This is a genomic window from Mycobacterium sp. TY814 (assembly GCF_030755175.1).
Classification (GTDB): Bacteria; Actinomycetota; Actinomycetes; order Mycobacteriales; family Mycobacteriaceae; genus Mycobacterium.
On the sequence record NZ_JAUFRY010000001.1, the window covers coordinates 2154966 to 2171816 of the forward strand.

At 69.3% G+C, this 16851-nt stretch carries 18 protein-coding genes; 5 read left to right on the plus strand and 13 right to left on the minus strand.

Annotated features, from left to right (window positions below):
• Positions 1 to 45 precede the first annotated feature (45 nt).
• The 7 genes from QXH22_RS09515 to QXH22_RS09545 form a co-directional block, all read right to left on the minus strand.
• Positions 46 to 147: a 30S ribosomal protein bS22 gene (locus QXH22_RS09515; protein WP_003402602.1), complete on the minus strand. Its 102-nt coding sequence runs from the start codon at positions 145 to 147 to the stop codon at positions 46 to 48.
• Between the two features lie 178 nt (positions 148 to 325).
• Positions 326 to 577 carry a cell division/environmental response transcriptional regulator gene (locus QXH22_RS09520; protein ID WP_065044559.1) on the minus strand — a complete coding sequence of 84 codons (252 nt, stop codon included), beginning with the start codon at positions 575 to 577 and terminating at the stop codon, positions 326 to 328.
• 139 nt (positions 578 to 716) lie between these two features.
• Positions 717 to 1595 (minus strand): pyrroline-5-carboxylate reductase, encoded by an 879-nt coding sequence (gene proC / locus QXH22_RS09525; RefSeq protein WP_306242544.1) that lies wholly within the window; start codon positions 1593 to 1595, stop codon positions 717 to 719.
• Between the two features lie 31 nt (positions 1596 to 1626).
• The gene (locus QXH22_RS09530; RefSeq protein ID WP_306275442.1) at positions 1627 to 2469 is read right to left on the minus strand and encodes a thioesterase family protein; all 843 of its coding nucleotides are present in this window, start codon (positions 2467 to 2469) and stop codon (positions 1627 to 1629) included.
• A 1-nt stretch (position 2470) separates the two neighbouring features.
• Positions 2471 to 3313 carry a sugar phosphate isomerase/epimerase gene (locus tag QXH22_RS09535; RefSeq protein ID WP_306242548.1) on the minus strand — a complete coding sequence of 281 codons (843 nt, stop codon included), beginning with the start codon at positions 3311 to 3313 and terminating at the stop codon, positions 2471 to 2473.
• A gap of 16 nt (positions 3314 to 3329) precedes the next feature.
• Positions 3330 to 4373, minus strand: a complete 1044-nt coding sequence (locus tag QXH22_RS09540; RefSeq protein WP_306242550.1) for a hypothetical protein — start codon at positions 4371 to 4373, stop codon at positions 3330 to 3332.
• On the minus strand, positions 4370 to 5389 hold the full coding sequence (locus QXH22_RS09545; RefSeq protein ID WP_306242552.1) for a Ppx/GppA phosphatase family protein: 1020 nt from the start codon (positions 5387 to 5389) through the stop codon (positions 4370 to 4372). Before QXH22_RS09545 ends, QXH22_RS09540 begins: the two co-directional genes overlap by 4 nt.
• Positions 5390 to 5494: 105 nt before the next feature.
• Here QXH22_RS09545 and QXH22_RS09550 point away from each other — a divergent pair, with 105 nt between their 5' ends.
• Together QXH22_RS09550 and QXH22_RS09555 are read left to right on the plus strand one after the other, a co-directional pair.
• Positions 5495 to 6274 (plus strand): hypothetical protein, encoded by a 780-nt coding sequence (locus QXH22_RS09550; RefSeq protein WP_306242554.1) that lies wholly within the window; start codon positions 5495 to 5497, stop codon positions 6272 to 6274.
• Positions 6275 to 6409: 135 nt separating this feature from the next.
• Positions 6410 to 8218, plus strand: a complete 1809-nt coding sequence (locus QXH22_RS09555; RefSeq protein ID WP_306242556.1) for a PE family protein — start codon at positions 6410 to 6412, stop codon at positions 8216 to 8218.
• 15 nt (positions 8219 to 8233) lie between these two features.
• Here the strand turns inward: QXH22_RS09555 and QXH22_RS09560 are convergent, their stop codons facing one another.
• Entirely contained in the window at positions 8234 to 8947 is a 714-nt protein-coding gene (locus QXH22_RS09560; protein ID WP_306242558.1) for a FadR/GntR family transcriptional regulator, read from the minus strand.
• A gap of 75 nt (positions 8948 to 9022) precedes the next feature.
• Between QXH22_RS09560 and QXH22_RS09565 the strand changes: the two genes are divergently transcribed.
• Genes QXH22_RS09565 through QXH22_RS09575 form a run of 3 tightly spaced genes read left to right on the plus strand, consistent with a single transcriptional unit; the run spans position 9023 to position 12185 of the window.
• Positions 9023 to 9973, plus strand: coding sequence for a hypothetical protein (locus QXH22_RS09565; protein ID WP_306242560.1), 951 nt, complete (start codon positions 9023 to 9025; stop codon positions 9971 to 9973).
• The gene (locus tag QXH22_RS09570) at positions 9970 to 10311 is read left to right on the plus strand and encodes a hypothetical protein (protein ID WP_306242562.1); all 342 of its coding nucleotides are present in this window, start codon (positions 9970 to 9972) and stop codon (positions 10309 to 10311) included. The genes QXH22_RS09565 and QXH22_RS09570 overlap by 4 nt, the downstream gene beginning before the upstream one ends.
• The gene (locus tag QXH22_RS09575) at positions 10308 to 12185 is read left to right on the plus strand and encodes a GMC family oxidoreductase (RefSeq protein ID WP_306242563.1); all 1878 of its coding nucleotides are present in this window, start codon (positions 10308 to 10310) and stop codon (positions 12183 to 12185) included. The genes QXH22_RS09570 and QXH22_RS09575 overlap by 4 nt, the downstream gene beginning before the upstream one ends.
• Here QXH22_RS09575 and regX read toward each other — a convergent pair.
• From regX to mshA, 5 genes are all read right to left on the minus strand, one after another.
• A complete protein-coding gene (gene regX, locus QXH22_RS09580; RefSeq protein WP_306242565.1) occupies positions 12182 to 12865 on the minus strand; it encodes a two-component sensory transduction protein RegX in 684 nt (227 codons plus the stop codon). The two genes, QXH22_RS09575 and regX, sit on opposite strands and share 4 nt — an antisense overlap.
• Positions 12865 to 14094 (minus strand): cell wall metabolism sensor histidine kinase WalK, encoded by a 1230-nt coding sequence (locus QXH22_RS09585; protein ID WP_306275446.1) that lies wholly within the window; start codon positions 14092 to 14094, stop codon positions 12865 to 12867. The genes regX and QXH22_RS09585 overlap by 1 nt, the downstream gene beginning before the upstream one ends.
• A gap of 134 nt (positions 14095 to 14228) precedes the next feature.
• Entirely contained in the window at positions 14229 to 14984 is a 756-nt protein-coding gene (locus QXH22_RS09590; protein ID WP_306275448.1) for a phosphoglyceromutase, read from the minus strand.
• 22 nt (positions 14985 to 15006) lie between these two features.
• Positions 15007 to 15531, minus strand: a complete 525-nt coding sequence (locus QXH22_RS09595) for a YbjN domain-containing protein (protein ID WP_306242572.1) — start codon at positions 15529 to 15531, stop codon at positions 15007 to 15009.
• Positions 15528 to 16847: a D-inositol-3-phosphate glycosyltransferase gene (gene mshA / locus QXH22_RS09600; RefSeq protein WP_306242574.1), complete on the minus strand. Its 1320-nt coding sequence runs from the start codon at positions 16845 to 16847 to the stop codon at positions 15528 to 15530. The genes QXH22_RS09595 and mshA overlap by 4 nt, the downstream gene beginning before the upstream one ends.
• Positions 16848 to 16851 lie beyond the last annotated feature (4 nt).

A 16851-nucleotide genomic window follows, 5' to 3' on the forward strand; every position in this document is an offset into this window, starting at 1 on the left:
GAAACGGAAGCGTTACGGACGGGTGACCATACCCGCGGGCTGCGCTTACTTGCCAAGTTTTCTGCGCTGTACCCGCGTGCGACGTAGCAGCTTGCGGTGCTTCTTCTTCGACATACGCTTGCGCCGCTTCTTGATTACTGAACCCATGAACTCCGCTATCTCACCGGCCGTCTAAGACCTCGAAAAAGGACCCAGCCACCTTACCGAACCCGGGGGCCGCAACACCAAACCGGCTTGGGCCGTCGGCCTCAGCGCGGGGATCCTGAACTCATCGAGGCTGGTCGAGCGCGCGTCAGGCGTGCGCCGCAACCGCCTACCCGGCGTCTTACCCGGCGTCGAAGTACGACGTCTCCAGCATGTCGTGGACCGCCTTGGCGTGGACCCGGAAGGACCGCCCGACCCGAACCGCCGGCAGCTCACCGTTGTGCACCAGGCGGTACACCGTCATCTTCGACACCCGCATCAAGGCGGCCACCTCGGCGACGGTGAGGAATTGTGTCCGGGACTGGGCGGCGTCGGCGGATCCGGCCGCCTTACCTGCAGAATCCCGTGCCGACGGCCCATTCGTTGACGTCATCGCAACCCAATCGTGTCAGGCCCGCGCAATGCCAGCGGCTTCCCCTCCGCTGGCACCCACTCGGGCATACAAGAGGAGAATAGCGGGACTAGTGGGGTTACTGGTACTGGTGAGAGACAATCGGTTCAAATTTCTTGAATTATTCCGATGTAATTCTCAGCTGCTCAGAGCGGTTTTTCGCCGCCTGGACCGCCGCGTCGACCGCCACCCGGAATCCGCCGCGTTCCAGCGCGCGCAGCCCGGCCGCGGTGGTGCCCCCCGGTGAGGTGACCGACGCCCTCAGCTGTGCCGGCGAGGTGTCCACTCGCAGGCCGATCGGCTCACCGTCGGCCGGCCGGCCACCTTCGTCCATCCGCTCGAGCAGCATCGCTGCCGATCCGGCCATCGTCTGCGCCGCCAGGTCCGTGGCCACCTGACGGCTCAACCCCACCGCGACCCCGGCGTCCACCAGGGCCTCGACGAGCAGGAAGAAATACGCCGGACCCGATCCCGACACCGCGGTCACCGCGTCCAGTTGCTGCTCGGGGACCGTGAGCACCCCGCCAACCGCGTCGAAAAGGTCGGACACCTCGTCCAGTTGCTCAGGGCTGACGAACCTGCCCTTGGCCAGCGCGGTGACCCCGGCGCCGACCAGCGCCGCCGCGTTGGGCATCGCCCGGATCACCGGTGTCCCGGCCGGCAGCTTGGACTCGAAGTAGGAGATGCCGACGCCGGCCGCCACCGTCACGAACACCTGCTCGGCACTGTCGTGCTCGGCCGCGGCTGCCGCGTCGGCGAGGTCGTCGATCACCGCCTCGACATCGGCCGGCTTGACCGCCACCACCACGAACGTGGCGTTCTCGGCTGCATCCTTGACCGACGCCGCCACCAGTACGCCATAGGTATTCGACAGGTACTTCGCCCGGTCGGGCATTCGTTCGGCCACCACCAGGTCTTTGACCTGCCGGCCTGCCCGCAGCAGGCCGGACAACAGTGCCTCGCCGATACTGCCGCCGCCGATAATCGCGATTCTTGCCATGCCGGAGAGCATTCCAGACACAGCGGCCGTGCTACCGGGCAGGCAGCCCGGGCGGTACGAGGGCCAATTGGCGGGCCTGCACCACCAGCCGGCCCAACCGGTCGACGACGATGTGGTCCTCGTCGAACCAGTCGTGCCCGATCTCGAGACACGTGGCGACGATGCGCAGCCAGCCGTCGGCGGGCAGGGACCGAAGCAGGGCGGTGAGCTGAACGGTGGGCGCCCAGCCGGTCCGGTCCACGGCGAAGGTCACCGGCGCTGACAGGTCGCCGCACATCAGCGCGAAGAGCCCGTCCGGGGCAACGTCACGCGGACGCGCCCACATCTGGAGCAGCGGCGGACGCCCGTCGCCGGTCGGCTCCATCGTCGACAGCACGGGGCGGATGTCGCAGCCCGCGCCCAGGTGCACCAGGCCGGCCAGTCGGTGGCCCGGCCCGATCGGCTCCAGATCCTCCGGCGGTTCAGGTGGCATCAGATCCAGCACCGGGTTGGCCGACAGCAGCGGCTCGCTCTCGCCCGGCAGATGGTGTTCGGGTTCGCCCAGGGTCACGACGGCGTGCACCGCGGCGCGCCCGCCCTGGACCAGCTCCACATCGGCCACGGTGATCCGGCGGCCGCGCTTGCGTGCGGTGGTCACCAGTTGCACCGGGCCCGGATCGGGGGCCGAAAGGAAGTTCGCGGACACCGCAACCGGATGCAGGTTGTCCCCGCCGTACGCGGTCCGAGCGGCGTTGGCACACAGCGCGATCATCGCGCCGCCGTGCACCTTCGGGCCGATGGTCCAGTTCTTGTCGAGGGCGCCCTCGTACACCTGGCCGTCCGGGCCCGTGTCGACTTCGCGCAGCGCCATGGCCGCGGTGAACAGTGCACCCATGTCAGCGCAGCAGATTTGTGCGGGCGAACTGCAACGACTCGACGAGCATGGCTTCGCGCTCCGCGGCCGACCGTGCTCCCGAGGTGGACACTTCCAGCACCACGTGACCGGTGAAATCACTCGCGGCCAGCAGCTGGCACACCTCGGCGGTCGGTTGGGTGCCGCGGCCAGGCACCAGGTGCTCGTCGGCGGGCAGGCCGCTGCCGTCACACAGATGCAGATGGACCAGTCCCGATCCCATCCGCTGCGCCATCTCCAGCGAGTCGGTGCCGGCGGTGGAGGTGTGCGAGAGGTCCAGCGTGTAGTGCGCGTGATTGCCGTCCAGCGGGTCGTAGGACGGCGCGAACGCCGAGATCGCCGGGCCCGGCCCGCCGCCTCGCCGGCGCATCCGCTCGCGGCTCTGATCACTGCCGAAGAACCGGTCGGCACGGAACGGGAACATATTCTCGACGGCCACCATGACGCTGCTGGATTCTTCCAGGGTCCGGACCTGTTCGCGAAATCCCTCGGCATACCGCCGTTGCCACCGGAACGGCGGATGCACGACGACGGTCTGCGCGCCGAGCTGTTCGGCGGCACGCACGCTGCGGTCCAGCTTCACGATCGGATTGGCGCCCCACACCCGCTGTGAGATCAGCAGGCAGGGGGCGTGCACGGACAGCACCGGGACGCCATAGCGCCGTGACAGCCTGCCGATCGCGTCGATGTCCTGGCTGACCGACTCGCCCCACACCATCAACTCGACGCCGTCGTAGCCGAGTCGGGCCGCGTACTCGAACGCGGCCTCGGTTCGCAGGGGGTAGACCGAGGCCGTCGACAAGCCGACTTTGATTGCTGGGCGCACTGTGTGCCTGAGGCGCCTAACCGGTCTGCAACAGAGCCATCGGTCCGAGGGTGATCAGCGCACCCACCGCAACCGCGATCAGCGTGCTGGCAATGTCCTCGGTCTTCCGGACCACCCGCACACCGACCACCAGGCCGAGGATCACCAGCACCGAAAGCACCAGCGCCACGATCGAGTTCCACCGCCACAGCTGGTCGAACGCGATGAACAGACCCGCGCCGAACGCAACGGCCAAGATGGACTGCAGCACGGTGAGCGCCGCACGGCCCAGTGCCGCCGCGGTGCTGCCGGAGCGGCGCCGCGGCGCTGCCACCCCGGAGTCGACGTCTCGCTCGTCCACTGCCGGGCGCTCGCTGCGCCGTCGGGCCACCTCGTCGGCGATCGACTGTCCGCCGAACAGCGTGTGCTCGGCGCCGTCCTCCGGCTCCTGCAGGTAGGAGCGCACGTATGCGGAGTCCTCGACGGACTCCTCGGCCTCGCTGATCTCGCTGTCCAGGACGTCGACCGAGGCGTCGGTGTAGTGCCCCACCGGGTCCGGGCTCATGCTGTCGGCCCCGGACTGTTGCGTGTCGGAGTCGCGGACGTCGTCCAAGTGCCGCACCGGGCGCGGGTATTCGCTGCGCTCCGGTCCGGTCCGGCGGGTGGCGATCGGTTCGGACTTGGGCCAGCGCGGCTCGGGCTCGGCCCAGTACGGGGTCTTCGGTTCCGGCTCGGGGGCGGCGACTGTGCCCTGTTTCGAGGCCGGTTCGGGAGTCCGTTCGACGACGGGTTCGGGAGCGCGTTCGACGACGGGTTCGGCAGCCCGTTCGACGACGGGTTCGGGCGCGGGTGGGGCGGCCGGTGCGGGCGCCGGCACGTCCCGCTTGACGGGCGGCGGCGCCGGCGGACGGTCGTCGCGGATGATCGGGATCTCGCCGGTCAGTTCGGCAACGGTCACCGAATCGTCACCACGCCGGCGGCGGCGCCGGCGCGTGACCGCGGGAGCTCCGATGGTTCCATTCCTGGCCAGCAGTTCGGCCACCGAGATCTGCTTGGTGTCCTCGGAGTCTGGTTCGGTCATGGTTTGTTGCCTCTCGATCGGTTAGGCGAGTTCCGATCAACCAACTGACGTCCAGCATCCCGCACCGACGTCTCCACCAGTGCCGTTCCGTCGGCTTCGGCATCGAGTTTGCGCAAGATGAGACCCTCCCGTAGCGCCCACGGGCAGATATCCACCTGATCGATCGACAGCGCTCGCATGCTCGCCTCCGCCACCAGAGCGCCTGCGACGATCTGCGGTGCCCGCTCGGCGCTGACTCCTTCCAGTTCTGCCCGGTCAGCGGTCGTCATCCTAGAGATGAAAGATATGAGTTGTCTGAGGCCGTTTGCTGTGAGCGTCCGCTTCACCCGCGGACCGGCCGCCGACGGCGCGGCGCCGGTCAGGCGCGCCAGGGAGCGGAACGTCTTGGACGTGGCCACCGCGAGATCCGGCGTGCCGGCGTCCAGGACCGTCGCCGCGGCCTCGGACAGCTCGGCATCCAGCCAGTCGCGGAGCATCCCCACCCGGCGCCGGCCGGGTGGGTCGTCGGGCAGCCACTCGCGGGTCAACCGTCCCGCGCCCAGCGGCAGCGACATCGCTACCTCGGGCTCCTCGTCCACTCCGCTGGAGACCTCGAGTGAGCCGCCACCGATGTCGAGGTTGACGATGCGCCCCGCACTCCATCCGAACCAGCGCCGTACCGCCAGGAACGTCAGGCGCGATTCGTCGACGCCGCGCAGCACCTGAAGCTCGACACCGGTCTCTTTCCGGACCCGGGCCAGCACGTCGTCGGAATTCTCGGCGTCCCGGACGGCGGACGTCGCGAACGCCATCAACTCGGCACACCCGGAGCTGACGCCGATCTTGGCGAACTCGTCGATGGTGGACACCAGTTTGTCGGCGCCGCGCTTGGTGATCCGGCCCGAGCTGTCGGTGGCCTCGGCCAGGCGCAGGGTGGCCTTGGTGGAACTCATCGGCGTCGGATGCCCACCCCGGTGGGCATCGACCACCAGCAAGTGGACGGTATTACTGCCCACGTCCAACACACCCAATCGCACGGATCAAACCTAGTCGGGCTGGCCACGGGCCCGTATCGCGACCCGCTGCGCGGCGCCCCACCCGGCCGCCCTGCGCTACCGGAATCGTGGACTAACGTTGCACCCGTGGCGAACTGGCGGCCCGGACAAGAGGTCGATCTGGACTTCACCCGCGAATGGGTGGAGTTTTACGACCCGGACAATCCCGAACATCTCATCGCGGCCGACATGACGTGGCTGCTGTCGCGGTGGACGTGCGTGTTCGGCACACCGGCGTGCCAGGGCACCGTGGCCGGCCGCCCCGACGACGGCTGTTGCTCCCACGGCGCCTTTCTGTCCGACGACGACGACCGCGCCCGGTTGGACGACGCGGTGCAGAAGCTGACCAAGGACGACTGGCAGTTCCGCGACAAGGGCTTGGGCCGCAAGGGCTATCTGGAGCTCGACGAGAACGACGGCGAACCGCAATATCGCACCCGCAAACACAAGAACGCCTGCATCTTCCTGAACCGCCCGGGGTTTCCCGGCGGCGTCGGATGCGCACTGCACAGCAAAGCCCTCAAGATAGGCGTGCCGCCGCTGACGATGAAGCCCGATGTGTGCTGGCAGCTGCCGATCCGGCGCAGTCAGGACTGGGTGACCCGGCCCGACGGCACGGAGATCCTCAAGACCACCGTCACCGAGTACGACCGCCGCGGCTGGGGTTCCGGCGGCGCGGACCTGCACTGGTACTGCACCGGCGACCCCGCCGCCCACGTCGGCGCCAGCCCGGTCTGGCAGAGCCTCGCCGACGAACTCACCGAGCTTCTCGGCGAAAAGGCTTATGCCGAGCTTGCCGCAATGTGCAAGCGGCGCAGCCAATTAGGACTTGTTGCGATCCATCCGGCCACCCGGGCCGCCGAGTAGACACGGCGGCTTTTCAATGTGTTTGCCGAATTTGGTCGCGGCTCAGCCCCACCGCACTAGTATCCGCTGATACTGCAGGGCCCGTGCCGGGTCGCATTCGGGTTGCACCACGGCCGGCGGATCAGGGAGGCGAACGTGTCTTTCATGCTTTCCGTTCCAGACGTCGTGGCATCAGCAGCGGCTGACCTGGCCCGCCTGGGTTCAACAATCCAGGACGCCAACAGCGCCGCGGCGGCCACCACCACCCGGATGCTGCCCGCAGCCGCCGACGAGATATCGACGGCGGTGGCGGCGTTCTTCGGTGAACAGGGGCTGAGTCAACAATCCCTCGCCTTGCAGGCCGCCGCATTTCACGAGCGATTCGTCCAGGCTATGTCGGCAGGGGCGGCGTCGTACGCGACCGCTGAAACGGCCAACGCCGGCCCGCTGCAACTGCTGCTCGATGCCATCAACGCGCCTACCCAGACTTTGCTGGGACGGCCGCTGATCGGCAACGGCGCGGCAGCGCCGGCCGGCAGCGGACAAAACGGCGGGGACGCCGGGATTTTGATCGGTAACGGCGGAAACGGTGGATCGGGCACCCTCAATCAGGGCGTGGCCGGCAACGGCGGCAATGGCGGAGCCGCGGGCCTGTTATGGGGCCGCGGTGGCAACGGCGGGGCGGGGGCGGCCAGCGGAAACCAAGCCCCCGGTGGTGCCGGAGGCAACGGCGCCGCGGGTGGATTCTTCGGCAACGGCGGCAACGGGGGCGCCGGCGGCCGCGGTGGTCCCGGTGATATCGGCGGTGTCGGCGGTGCAGGTGGCGCCGCCGGGTTCTTCGGCACCGGGGGCAACGGGGGCGCCGGCGGCGGCGGTGGCGGTGCCGGTGGCAACGCCGCCGTCGGTGGAGCGGGCGGCCGGGGTGGCTTGTTCTTCGGCGACGGCGGCGCGGGTGGTAATGGCGGCGACGCCCTGGCCGTAGGTAACGGCGCCGATGGTGGAGCCGGCGGCTTGGGCGGGCGCTTGTGGGGTAACGGCGGAGCCGGCGGGGCCGGCGGCAGCGGCGGCAATGTCGCCGGCGTCGGCGCAAACGGCGGGGCCGGCGGCGGCGGTGGACTGCTGTTCGGTGACGGTGGCGCGGGCGGCGGCGCCGGGATCGGATTCAACGGGTTGCCCGGCGCCGGCGGCAGCGGCGGAACCGCCGGCTTCCTGATCGGCAACGGCGGCGACGGCGGATTCGGCATCAGCGGCGGCGCTGCCGGTAAAGCAGGGGTGCTGATCGGCAACGGCGGCGACGGCGGGGTCGACACGGGCCAGTCCGGCACCAGCGCCGGATTTCTCTTCGGCAACGGCGGCGCCGGTGCCAATGCCTTGGCCGGTGGCAGCGCCGGCGGCAACGGCGGAAACGGTGGCCTGATCGGCGATGGTGGAGTTGGCGGCCGGGGAGCCAACAGCACCGCCGGTGCCGGCGGTGGTAACGGCGGAAACGGTGGACTGCTGTACGGCAACGGAGGGGTCGGCGGAAACGGCGGGACTGCCTCAGGAATCGGCCAGACGGGGGGCGGCGGCGGCCGGGGCGGCGCCGCCACCGGCTTGTTCGGCTCCGGGGGTGCCGGTGGACTCGGCGGCAACGCGAACGGAGCCAACGGATTCGGTGGCGGCGGCGGAGCCGGCGGATCCGCCCAGGGCTTCGGCAACGGTGGTAGCGGCGGAGCCGGCGGCAACGGCGGCAACATCGTCGGCGGTGGTGGCGCCGGCGGCGACGCCAAGTTCATCGGCAATGGCGGGGCCGGCGGCAATGCGGGGACCGGCGGCGCTATCGGCGCGGCCGGAGGCGGTGGCGGCAACGTATGGCTGATCGGCAACGGCGGCAACGGGGGCAACGGGTTCGCCCTGTCGCCCGGGGGCACCGGCGGAACCGGTGGGCTGCTGTACGGCCAGTACGGGACGAACGGCACACCCTAGCGGCGGTTGTCCCTGCTACGAGTCCCGGTAGGCCGCGATCATGCGCAGCGCGCTGGCGTTCAGGTACGCCTCGACGGCGCCCGCAGCACCCTCCGCGTCGCTGGCGGCCACCGCGTCGGTGATCGCCTGCAAGTCGGCGATCACCGGATCCGCGTCGTCGTAGGCGCGGGTGAGTTCGTGTTCGCGTCCCCCGAAGGCATCTTCAACCCAGCGGTACAGCAAACCCAGCGCACGGTTGCGGGTGCTGTGAATGAGGACGTGGAAGTAGGCCAGGTCCGCCGCTTGCCGCGCGGCTGAGGTCTCCGCCGTACGGACGTCGTCCAGCGCGGCGGCCAGCGCCTGGCGGTCCTCCGGCTTACCCCGCTGGGCAGCCAGCCGGCCGATCACCGGCCCCAGCGCCGCGCGGATCTCGAGCAGCTCCACCAGAAACTCCGGTCCCAGCTTGCGAACCAGGGCTTCCACCACCGCCGGGTGGGTGAGGCCCGCCGGATCCCGCACCACGCTGCCGCTGCCCTGCCGGACTTCGATCAGGCCCATCTGCTGCAGGCGGGCCAGACCCTGCCGCAGCGAAGTGCGGTTGACACCGAGCTGGTCAGCGAGGTCGCGCTCGGGCGGCAACGTCGACCCGGGCGGGAACACGCCGTCGAGGATGGCGTCGGCGATCGACGCGGCGATCTGCTCATCGACGCGCTGACGATCGGGCGGGGGCAGCGGGATTGATTGGTTCATTGGCTCAACCAATATAGTATGGTGGCGGCTGAACAGGCACAACCCCGGGCAGCGTGTCCCGATGGAGGTAATGCAGTGGACGACGAAATGCGATCGGCAGCGGCGCCGCGCTGGCGCGGCGCGCCAGGACGTCTCGAGGTGTGGTACGCCACCCTCTCCGACCCGGTGACCCACGCCGGCCTCTGGGTGCACTGCGAAACGGTCGCGCCGACGGCCGGCGCACCCTACGCCCACGGCTGGGTGACCTTGTTCCCGCCGCAGGGACCGCCGCGCACCGAGCGCTTCGGGCCTGAACCCGTCCAACCGGCAACCGGCACAACGTGGTTCGAGGCCGCCGGCGCCCTGGTGGGCCCCCAGCGTCTTACCGGACGCGCACGCTCGCTGACCTGGGACCTCTCCTGGAAGGACACGGCCGCGCCGCTGTGGACGTTCCCACGGGTGGCCTGGGAACGCGAAGTGCTGCCAGGCGCCCAGGTGGTGCTGGCACCCACGGCCGACTTCACCGGTTCACTGACCGTCGACGGCGCCGACCTGGCCGTCGACCGCTGGCGTGGCAACGTCGCCCACATCTACGGCCACGGCAACGCCAAGCGCTGGGGATGGATCCACGCCGACCTCGGAGACGGCGACGTCATGGAAGCAGTCACCGCGGTGTCGCACAAACCCGGGCTGAACCGGCTCGCCCCGCTGGCCTTCGTTCGCTTCCGGATTGACGGGAAAGACTGGCCCGCAAGCATTCTGCCGTCCCTGCGGATGCGGACGACGCTCGATCTGCAGCACTGGCAGATGGAAGGGCGCATCGGCCGGCACGCGGTCTTGATTCGGGTCGACCAGCCCCCGGAGCGTTGCGTCAGCCTGCAATACACCGATCCCGATGGCGGCACCTGCGTATGCACCAACACCGAGCAGGCCGATGTCTACGTCGAGTTCGGTGACCGCCGCTGGTCGGTGCAGGGCACCGGCCACGCCGAAGTCGGCCTGAGCGGACAGCAGGCACCGCCCGTCAACGAAAGGATCCCGTCATGAGTTTCGCTCTCGACCCACCGTTGCTGTTCGCCTCCGGGATGCTCATCGAGCGGCGGCTGCCCCCCGAGCGCCGCGACGTCGCCGAGGCCGCGGTGCTGGGCGTGTTCTTCGCCGGTTCGTTCGGCCTCTACAACAACGTCCCCGGACTCGGCTTTCTGTGGCGGCCGTTCCGCGCGCAGAACGGCCGTGATTTCATGTGGAACTCCGGCGCTTTCAGCCTCGACACCACCGAGTTGGACTGGCCGGCGCACGCCGCGGCCGGCGGCATCTTCGCCACCTACCCGTTCTTCCTCAAGCTCGGGCGCGCCCTCGGGCGGCGGGTTTCCGCACGCTCATGAGCAGGTTCGCGGATCGTGTCAGCCGCTCCTCGATAGCGTCCTTCGGCACCGCACTGCTACCGCAGGAGCATGGCGGGCCAACCTCGGCAGAGTTCGCCGAGCGCGTCGACCGGTACCTGTCGCGCATCCCCGCCACCTCGCGGCTGGCGGTGCGGACCGGGTTGTTCTCCCTGGCAGCGGCGAGCTATCTGACCACTGGACGGTCGATGGCGCGACTGGGCCCCGGCGAACGCGAGCAGGTGCTGCACCGCATCGCGGCGCTGAACGCCGAAGCGGGCGCCGCGGTCGAGGGCATGAAGGTGATCAGCCTGCTGGCCAACGGCGCGGATACCTATGCGGGAGAACTGCTGTCACGCGCCCAGGACGACGCTGCGGTGCGCCCGGACGCGGTTCTGGACGTCACCCGCTCGGTGGACAGTGCCTCCGTCGTCACCACCGACGTGGTGATCGTCGGATCCGGCGCCGGCGGCGCGATGGCAGCCCGGACCCTGGCCCGGGCGGGACGCGGCGTCGTCGTGCTCGAGGAGGGCCGGCGCTGGACCGTCGAGGAGTTCCGCACCACCCACCCGATCGACCGGTACGCCGGTCTGTACCGGGGCGCCGGCGCCACCGTCGCGCTGGGACGCCCGGCGGTGGTGCTGCCGATGGGACGTGCGGTGGGCGGCACCACGGTGGTGAACTCGGGCACCTGCTACCGACCGCCGGATGCCGTGCAGCGACGCTGGCGCGACGAGTTCGGCCTGGCCTTCGCCGACCCGGACCGGTTGCGGGTGCACCTCGACGAGGTCGAGAGCACGCTGCAGGTTGCCCCCGTGCCGCTGGATGTGATGGGCCGCAACGGAAATCTCCTGCTGGACGCGGCGGGTTCGCTGGGCTGGCAGGCGGCGCCCATTCCGCGCAATGCGCCGGGGTGTGACGGGTGTTGCCAATGCGCCATCGGGTGTCCGCACAACGCCAAATTCGGGGTGCACCTCAACGCGCTGCCCCAGGCGTGCGCCGCCGGGGCGCGCATCATCTCCGAAGCGCGCGTGCAGCGGGTGCTGGTCGAAGGTGGTCGCGCTCGCGGCGTGCGGGCCCGCCGGCCCGACGGCACCGCGATCGACATCCTCGCCGACACGGTGATCGTCGCGGCCGGCGCAACGGAGACGCCAATGCTGTTGCGCCGCAGCGGTATCGGTGCACACCCGCGGCTGGGCCGCAATCTCGCGCTGCACCCGGCGTCGGTGCTGGCCGGACGGTTCGAGGATGACGTGTACGCGTGGCGGGGCGTGCTGCAGAGCGCGGCGGTCCACGAGTTCCATGAATCCGACGGTGTGCTGATCGAAGCCACCTCCACACCACCGGGAATGGGGTCCATGGTGTTCCCGGGCTACGGCGCGGAGCTGCTGCGCTGGCTCGACCGGGCGCCTCAGGTGGCCACCTTCGGCGCGATGGTGGCCGACGAGGGCGTCGGGTCGGTGCACTCAGTACGCGGTGAGACGGTTGTCCGCTACGACATCGCTCCGGCCGATGTCGCCAAGTTGAAGGTGGCGCTGCTGGCCATCGGGAAACTGTTGTTCGCCGCCGGCGCGGTCGAGGTGCTCACCGGTCTGCCCGGTGCCATGACGGTCAAGTCGGAGGACGAACTGGCAGACCTGCTCGCGCGCACCAACCCTCGGGCCCTGCACCTGGCCGCTTTCCACCCGACCGGGACGGCGGCCGCCGGGTCCGACGAGCAGATTTGCCCGGTCGACAACGCCGGCCGACTGCGCGGTGTCGACGGCGTGTGGGTGGCCGACGCGTCGATCCTGCCCAGCTGTCCGGAGGTGAATCCTCAGGTCTCGATCATGGCGCTGGCGCTGGCGGTTGCCGACGAGGTGGTTGCGGCGCGCTAGCCCTCGAGCTTGTAGCCCAGTCCGCGCACCGTGACCAGGTGCACCGGATTGGCGGGGTCGGCTTCGATCTTGGAGCGCAGGCGCTTGACGTGCACGTCGAGCGTCTTGGTGTCGCCGACGTAGTCGGCACCCCACACCCGGTCGATCAACTGTCCCCGGGTCAACACCCGCCCGCTGTTGCGCATCAGGTATTCCAGCAGGTCGAATTCCTTGAGCGGCAACGTGATTGCGTCGCCGTTCACCGAGACGACGTGCCGTTCGACATCCATCCGGACCGGACCGGACTCGAGGATTCCGTCGCTGATTTCCGAGTCGTCATCACCGCCGCGGCGCAACACCGCCCGGATCCGGGCGATCAGTTCGCGGGCCGAATACGGCTTGGTCACGTAGTCGTCGGCGCCCAACTCCAGCCCGACGACTTTGTCGATCTCGCTGTCGCGGGCGGTCACCATGATCACCGGCACACCCGAGCGGGCACGCAATTGCTTGCACACGTCGGTTCCCGACATGCCGGGCAGCATCAGGTCCAGGAGCACGATGTCGGCGCCGGACCGGTCGAACTCGGCCAGGGCCGAGGGCCCGTCGGTCACCACCGTGGCCTCGAAGCCCTCCTTGCGCAGCAGAAATGCCAGAGGGTCGGCCAACGACTCCTCGTCTTCCACAATCAATACGCTCGTCATCAGCGGCTCAGTTCTTCCTCTCGTTGTGCCCTGGACCTGATGTCACGGCCCAGCAGTTGCTCAGGTTCTTCGCCGGCCGGCGCGCCAGTCGCACCGAAGGCGGGGATGGACAGCGTGAACGTCGACCCGGTCCCGGGCTTGCTCCACACGCCGATGCTGCCGCCGTGGTTGGCGGCGACGTGCTTGACGATCGCCAGCCCCAACCCGCTGCCCCCGGTGGCGCGCGAGCGCGCCTTGTCGCCGCGGAAGAAGCGCTCGAACACCCGCTCCTGGTCCTCCAGCGCGATGCCGATCCCGCGGTCGGTGACCGCGATCTCGATGTTGTCGCCGCGCCGGCGCCGGCTGATCGACACCAGAGATCCGCGCGGAGAGTAGGCGATCGCGTTGGACACCAGGTTCGCCAGCGCCGTGACCAGCAACGTCTGGTCGCCCAGCACCTGCAGACCGGTGGGTGCGTCGGTGCGGATCTCGATGTTGGCGTTCTCCGCGGCCACCTTGTGCCGCGAGATCGCCTCGGACACCACGGTGTCGACATCCACGTCCGTCACGTTGGACAACCGCTCGGCGCCCTGCAGGCGCGACAGCTCGATCAGCTCGGCGACCATGTCGCCCAGGCGGTTGGCTTCGATGAGCACCTTCTCGGCAAAACGGCGCACCGTCTCGGTGTCATCGGCAGAGGCCAGCAGCGCTTCGGCCAGCAGCGTCATGGCACCGACCGGAGTCTTGAGCTCGTGGCTGACGTTGGCCACGAAGTCGCGCCGGGTCGCCTCCATGCGCGCGTAGTCGGATTGGTCGTGCACGAATACCACCGCGAACCTGCGGTCTTCCTCGCTGAGCAACCGGGCGTGTCCGTGCACCGACAGTCCGGACCGGCCTCCCGGTCGCTTGACCGGTGCCAGGTCGAACTCCACGTCGTCGCCGCTCAGTGCCTGCTGCGCGGCCTTCCATGCGGCGTCGTCGAGCTGGCGGTCTCGCACCAGACCGAGTTCCTTGGCGCGATCGTTGAGGTACACGACGTCCCGGTGGGTATCGACCACCGCGGCACCCATGGGCATCAGGGCGACGATTCGCTGCAGCATCTGGGCGACGGTGATACCCGTCCAGTCGGTGGCGGCACGCTGGCGGTTCCCCCCCGCCTGCCGCGAGACCCGGGCTCCCACCACGATGCCTACGGCCAGTGCCAGCCCGGATAAAACCCCGGCCAGCAACAGTGCCGAGAACACAGTCACATACAAAATCCTACAAATCGGGTGAACTCTGCCCTAGCGGAGCACGGCTAATTCCGGACAAGTCACACGCCGCGGCACAGGTGTTCCGCTGCCGTTAACGCGATGTTCAGCAAACCGTTCGTCGCGGGCCGCAATCAGCCTTTCGCCGCGCCCTGGCTGGCCACCGCCGCGGCTCCGGCGGCGGCGGCCTCCGGGTCCAGATAGGTCCCACCAGGGACCTTTGGGCGCAGGCCAGCGTCGAGGTCGTAGCGAAGCGGTATGCCTGTCGGGATGTTCAACCCCACGACGTCGTCGTCGGACATCTGGTCGAGGTACTTGACCAGCGCCCGCAGCGAATTGCCGTGCGCCGCGATGAGCACCGTCTTCCCGGTGCGCAGATCCGGAACGATGACGTCGGTGTAGTAGGGCAGGAACCGGGCCACCACGTCGGCGAGGCATTCGGTGAGCGGCCCGCCGCCGATGTTGGCATAACGGGGGTCGGCGTCCTGGCTGAACTTACTGCCCTTTTCGATGGCCGGCGGCGGCGTGTCATAGCTGCGCCGCCAGGCCATGAACTGCTCTTCGCCGTAACGCTCTTTCGTCGCGGCCTTGTCCAGGCCCTGCAGTGCGCCGTAGTGGCGCTCGTTGAGCCGCCAACTGCGGTGCACCGGGATCCACAACCGGTCGGCGGCGTCCAGTGCCAGGTGCGCGGTACTGATCGCGCGCCGCAGCAACGAGGTGTAAAGCACATCGGGCAGCAGACCCTGCTCGGCCAGCAACTCGCCACCGCGTACAGCCTCGGCGCGGCCCTTTTCCGTCAGGCCGACGTCAACCCAGCCGGTGAAGAGATTGAGGGCGTTCCATTCGCTCTCGCCGTGGCGCAGCAGTACCAGCGTGGCAGTGTCTCCCATGCGGGAAAGTCTCTCACGGGGCCTAGGTTCCGTCGCCGTTCACATCTTCGTCGTCGATCAGATGCGCGAACGCCTGCAGGTTCTTCAGCGACTCGCCCCGGGACACCCGCCATTCCCATTCTTTTTGAATCGACGATCGAAAGCCCAGCTCCAACAGCTTGTTGAAGTCGGTATCCACCGCCTCCAGCACCTGACCCAGCACGCGGTCGATCTCCTCGGAGTCCACGGAGGCCAGCGACATCCGGCCGACGAGGTAAATGTCGCCGACTTTGTCGAGGGTGTAGGCGACGCCGTAGAGCCGGCGGTTGCGCTTGAGCAGGAACCGGTAGACGCCCTCGTGGTTCTCATCGGGCTTGCGGCACACGAACGCCTCCACCCGCACCGAATGCTCGCCGATGCTCAGGATCGTGTTCGTCTTGAGCCTGCGCTCACCGGGCAACTCGACGATGATCCCCGGGAGGCCGCCGCGCGCGCCGTCGTGCTTGGAATACCTCAACTCGCTGGCCTGCAGCGCGTCTTCGATGATCCGCTGGACTTCCGCGGTCATGCACCCACCCCCCGACGTGCGGTCCAACGACGGGGCTTGCGTTTGGCGACAAGCTCACGCACCCGGCGCTGACGTCCCGCGCTGAAATCGTCGATCGCGCGCCGATAGCTGGCCAGCAGCGCGTCGGTGGTGTTCTCCCAGGAGAACGTCGCGGCATGCTTGGCCGCCGCCCTGCTCATCACCCAGCCCTGCGGGCCGGCGCTGACCCGCAGCAGGTGGTCGATCGCGTCCGCCCACTGCCCCACCTCGTGCCCGGCGACCAGCGTGCCGGTAACGCCGTCACGCACCGCGACCGGCAACCCGCCGACCGCGGCGGCGACCACCGGCGTCCCGCAGGCCTGCGCCTCGACCGCCACCAAGCCGAACGACTCCGAATAGCTGGGCACCGCAACCAGGTCGGCCGCGTGGAACAAGGTGGCCAGATCCGAGCGGGACTGCGGGGGCAGGAACGTCACCCGCGAGGCGATACCGAGTTCCTCGGCCAGGTGCGCCAAGCCGTCGGGAGACGCCAGCCCGCTACCGGAGGGCCCACCGGCCACGATGATGCGCACCCCCGGCAGTCGCGCGGCCGCACGCAGCACGATGTCGGGCGCCTTCAGCGGCTGGATGCGCCCCACGAAGGCCACCACCGGCTCGTCGAGCGCCAGTCCCAGTGCGGCCCGGGCAGCCGTGCGGTCGCCCGGCCGAAAAACTTCCAGGTCCACGCCGGGATGCACCACGTCGATCCGGGCCGGATCCGCGCGGTGCAACGAGATCAGTTGGCGCGCTTCGTCTTCGGTGTTCACGATGAGCCGGTCCGCCTCGTCGACGACCTGCTGCTCGCCGACCGTCCGCAGCGGCGGCTCGGCGGTGTCGCCCGCGGCGAGCGCCGCGTTCTTCACCGCGGCCAGCGTGTGCGCCGTGTGCACCAACGGAACCGCCCACCGGTCACGCGCCAACCAGCCGACCTGACCGGACAGCCAGTAGTGCGAGTGGACGATGTCGTAATAACCCGGTTCATGCGCGGCCTCGGCGCGCAGCACGCCCGCGGCGAAGGCGCACAGCTGGGTCGGCAGGTCGTACTTATCGAGACCCTCGAACGGCCCGGCTACCACGTTGCGGACCAGCACGCCGGGCGCGGCTCGCACCACCGGTGGGTCCGCCGAGGCGGTGGCCCGGGTGAAGATTTCCACCTCGATGCCGCGCTTGGCGAGATGTAGCGCGCTTTGCAGCACGTAGACGTTCAGGCCGCCGGCGTCACCGGTGCCGGGCTGCGCCAGCGGGGAGGTGTGCACCGCGAGCAGGGCAACCCGGCGTGGTTCGTCGTCGTACCGCACACTG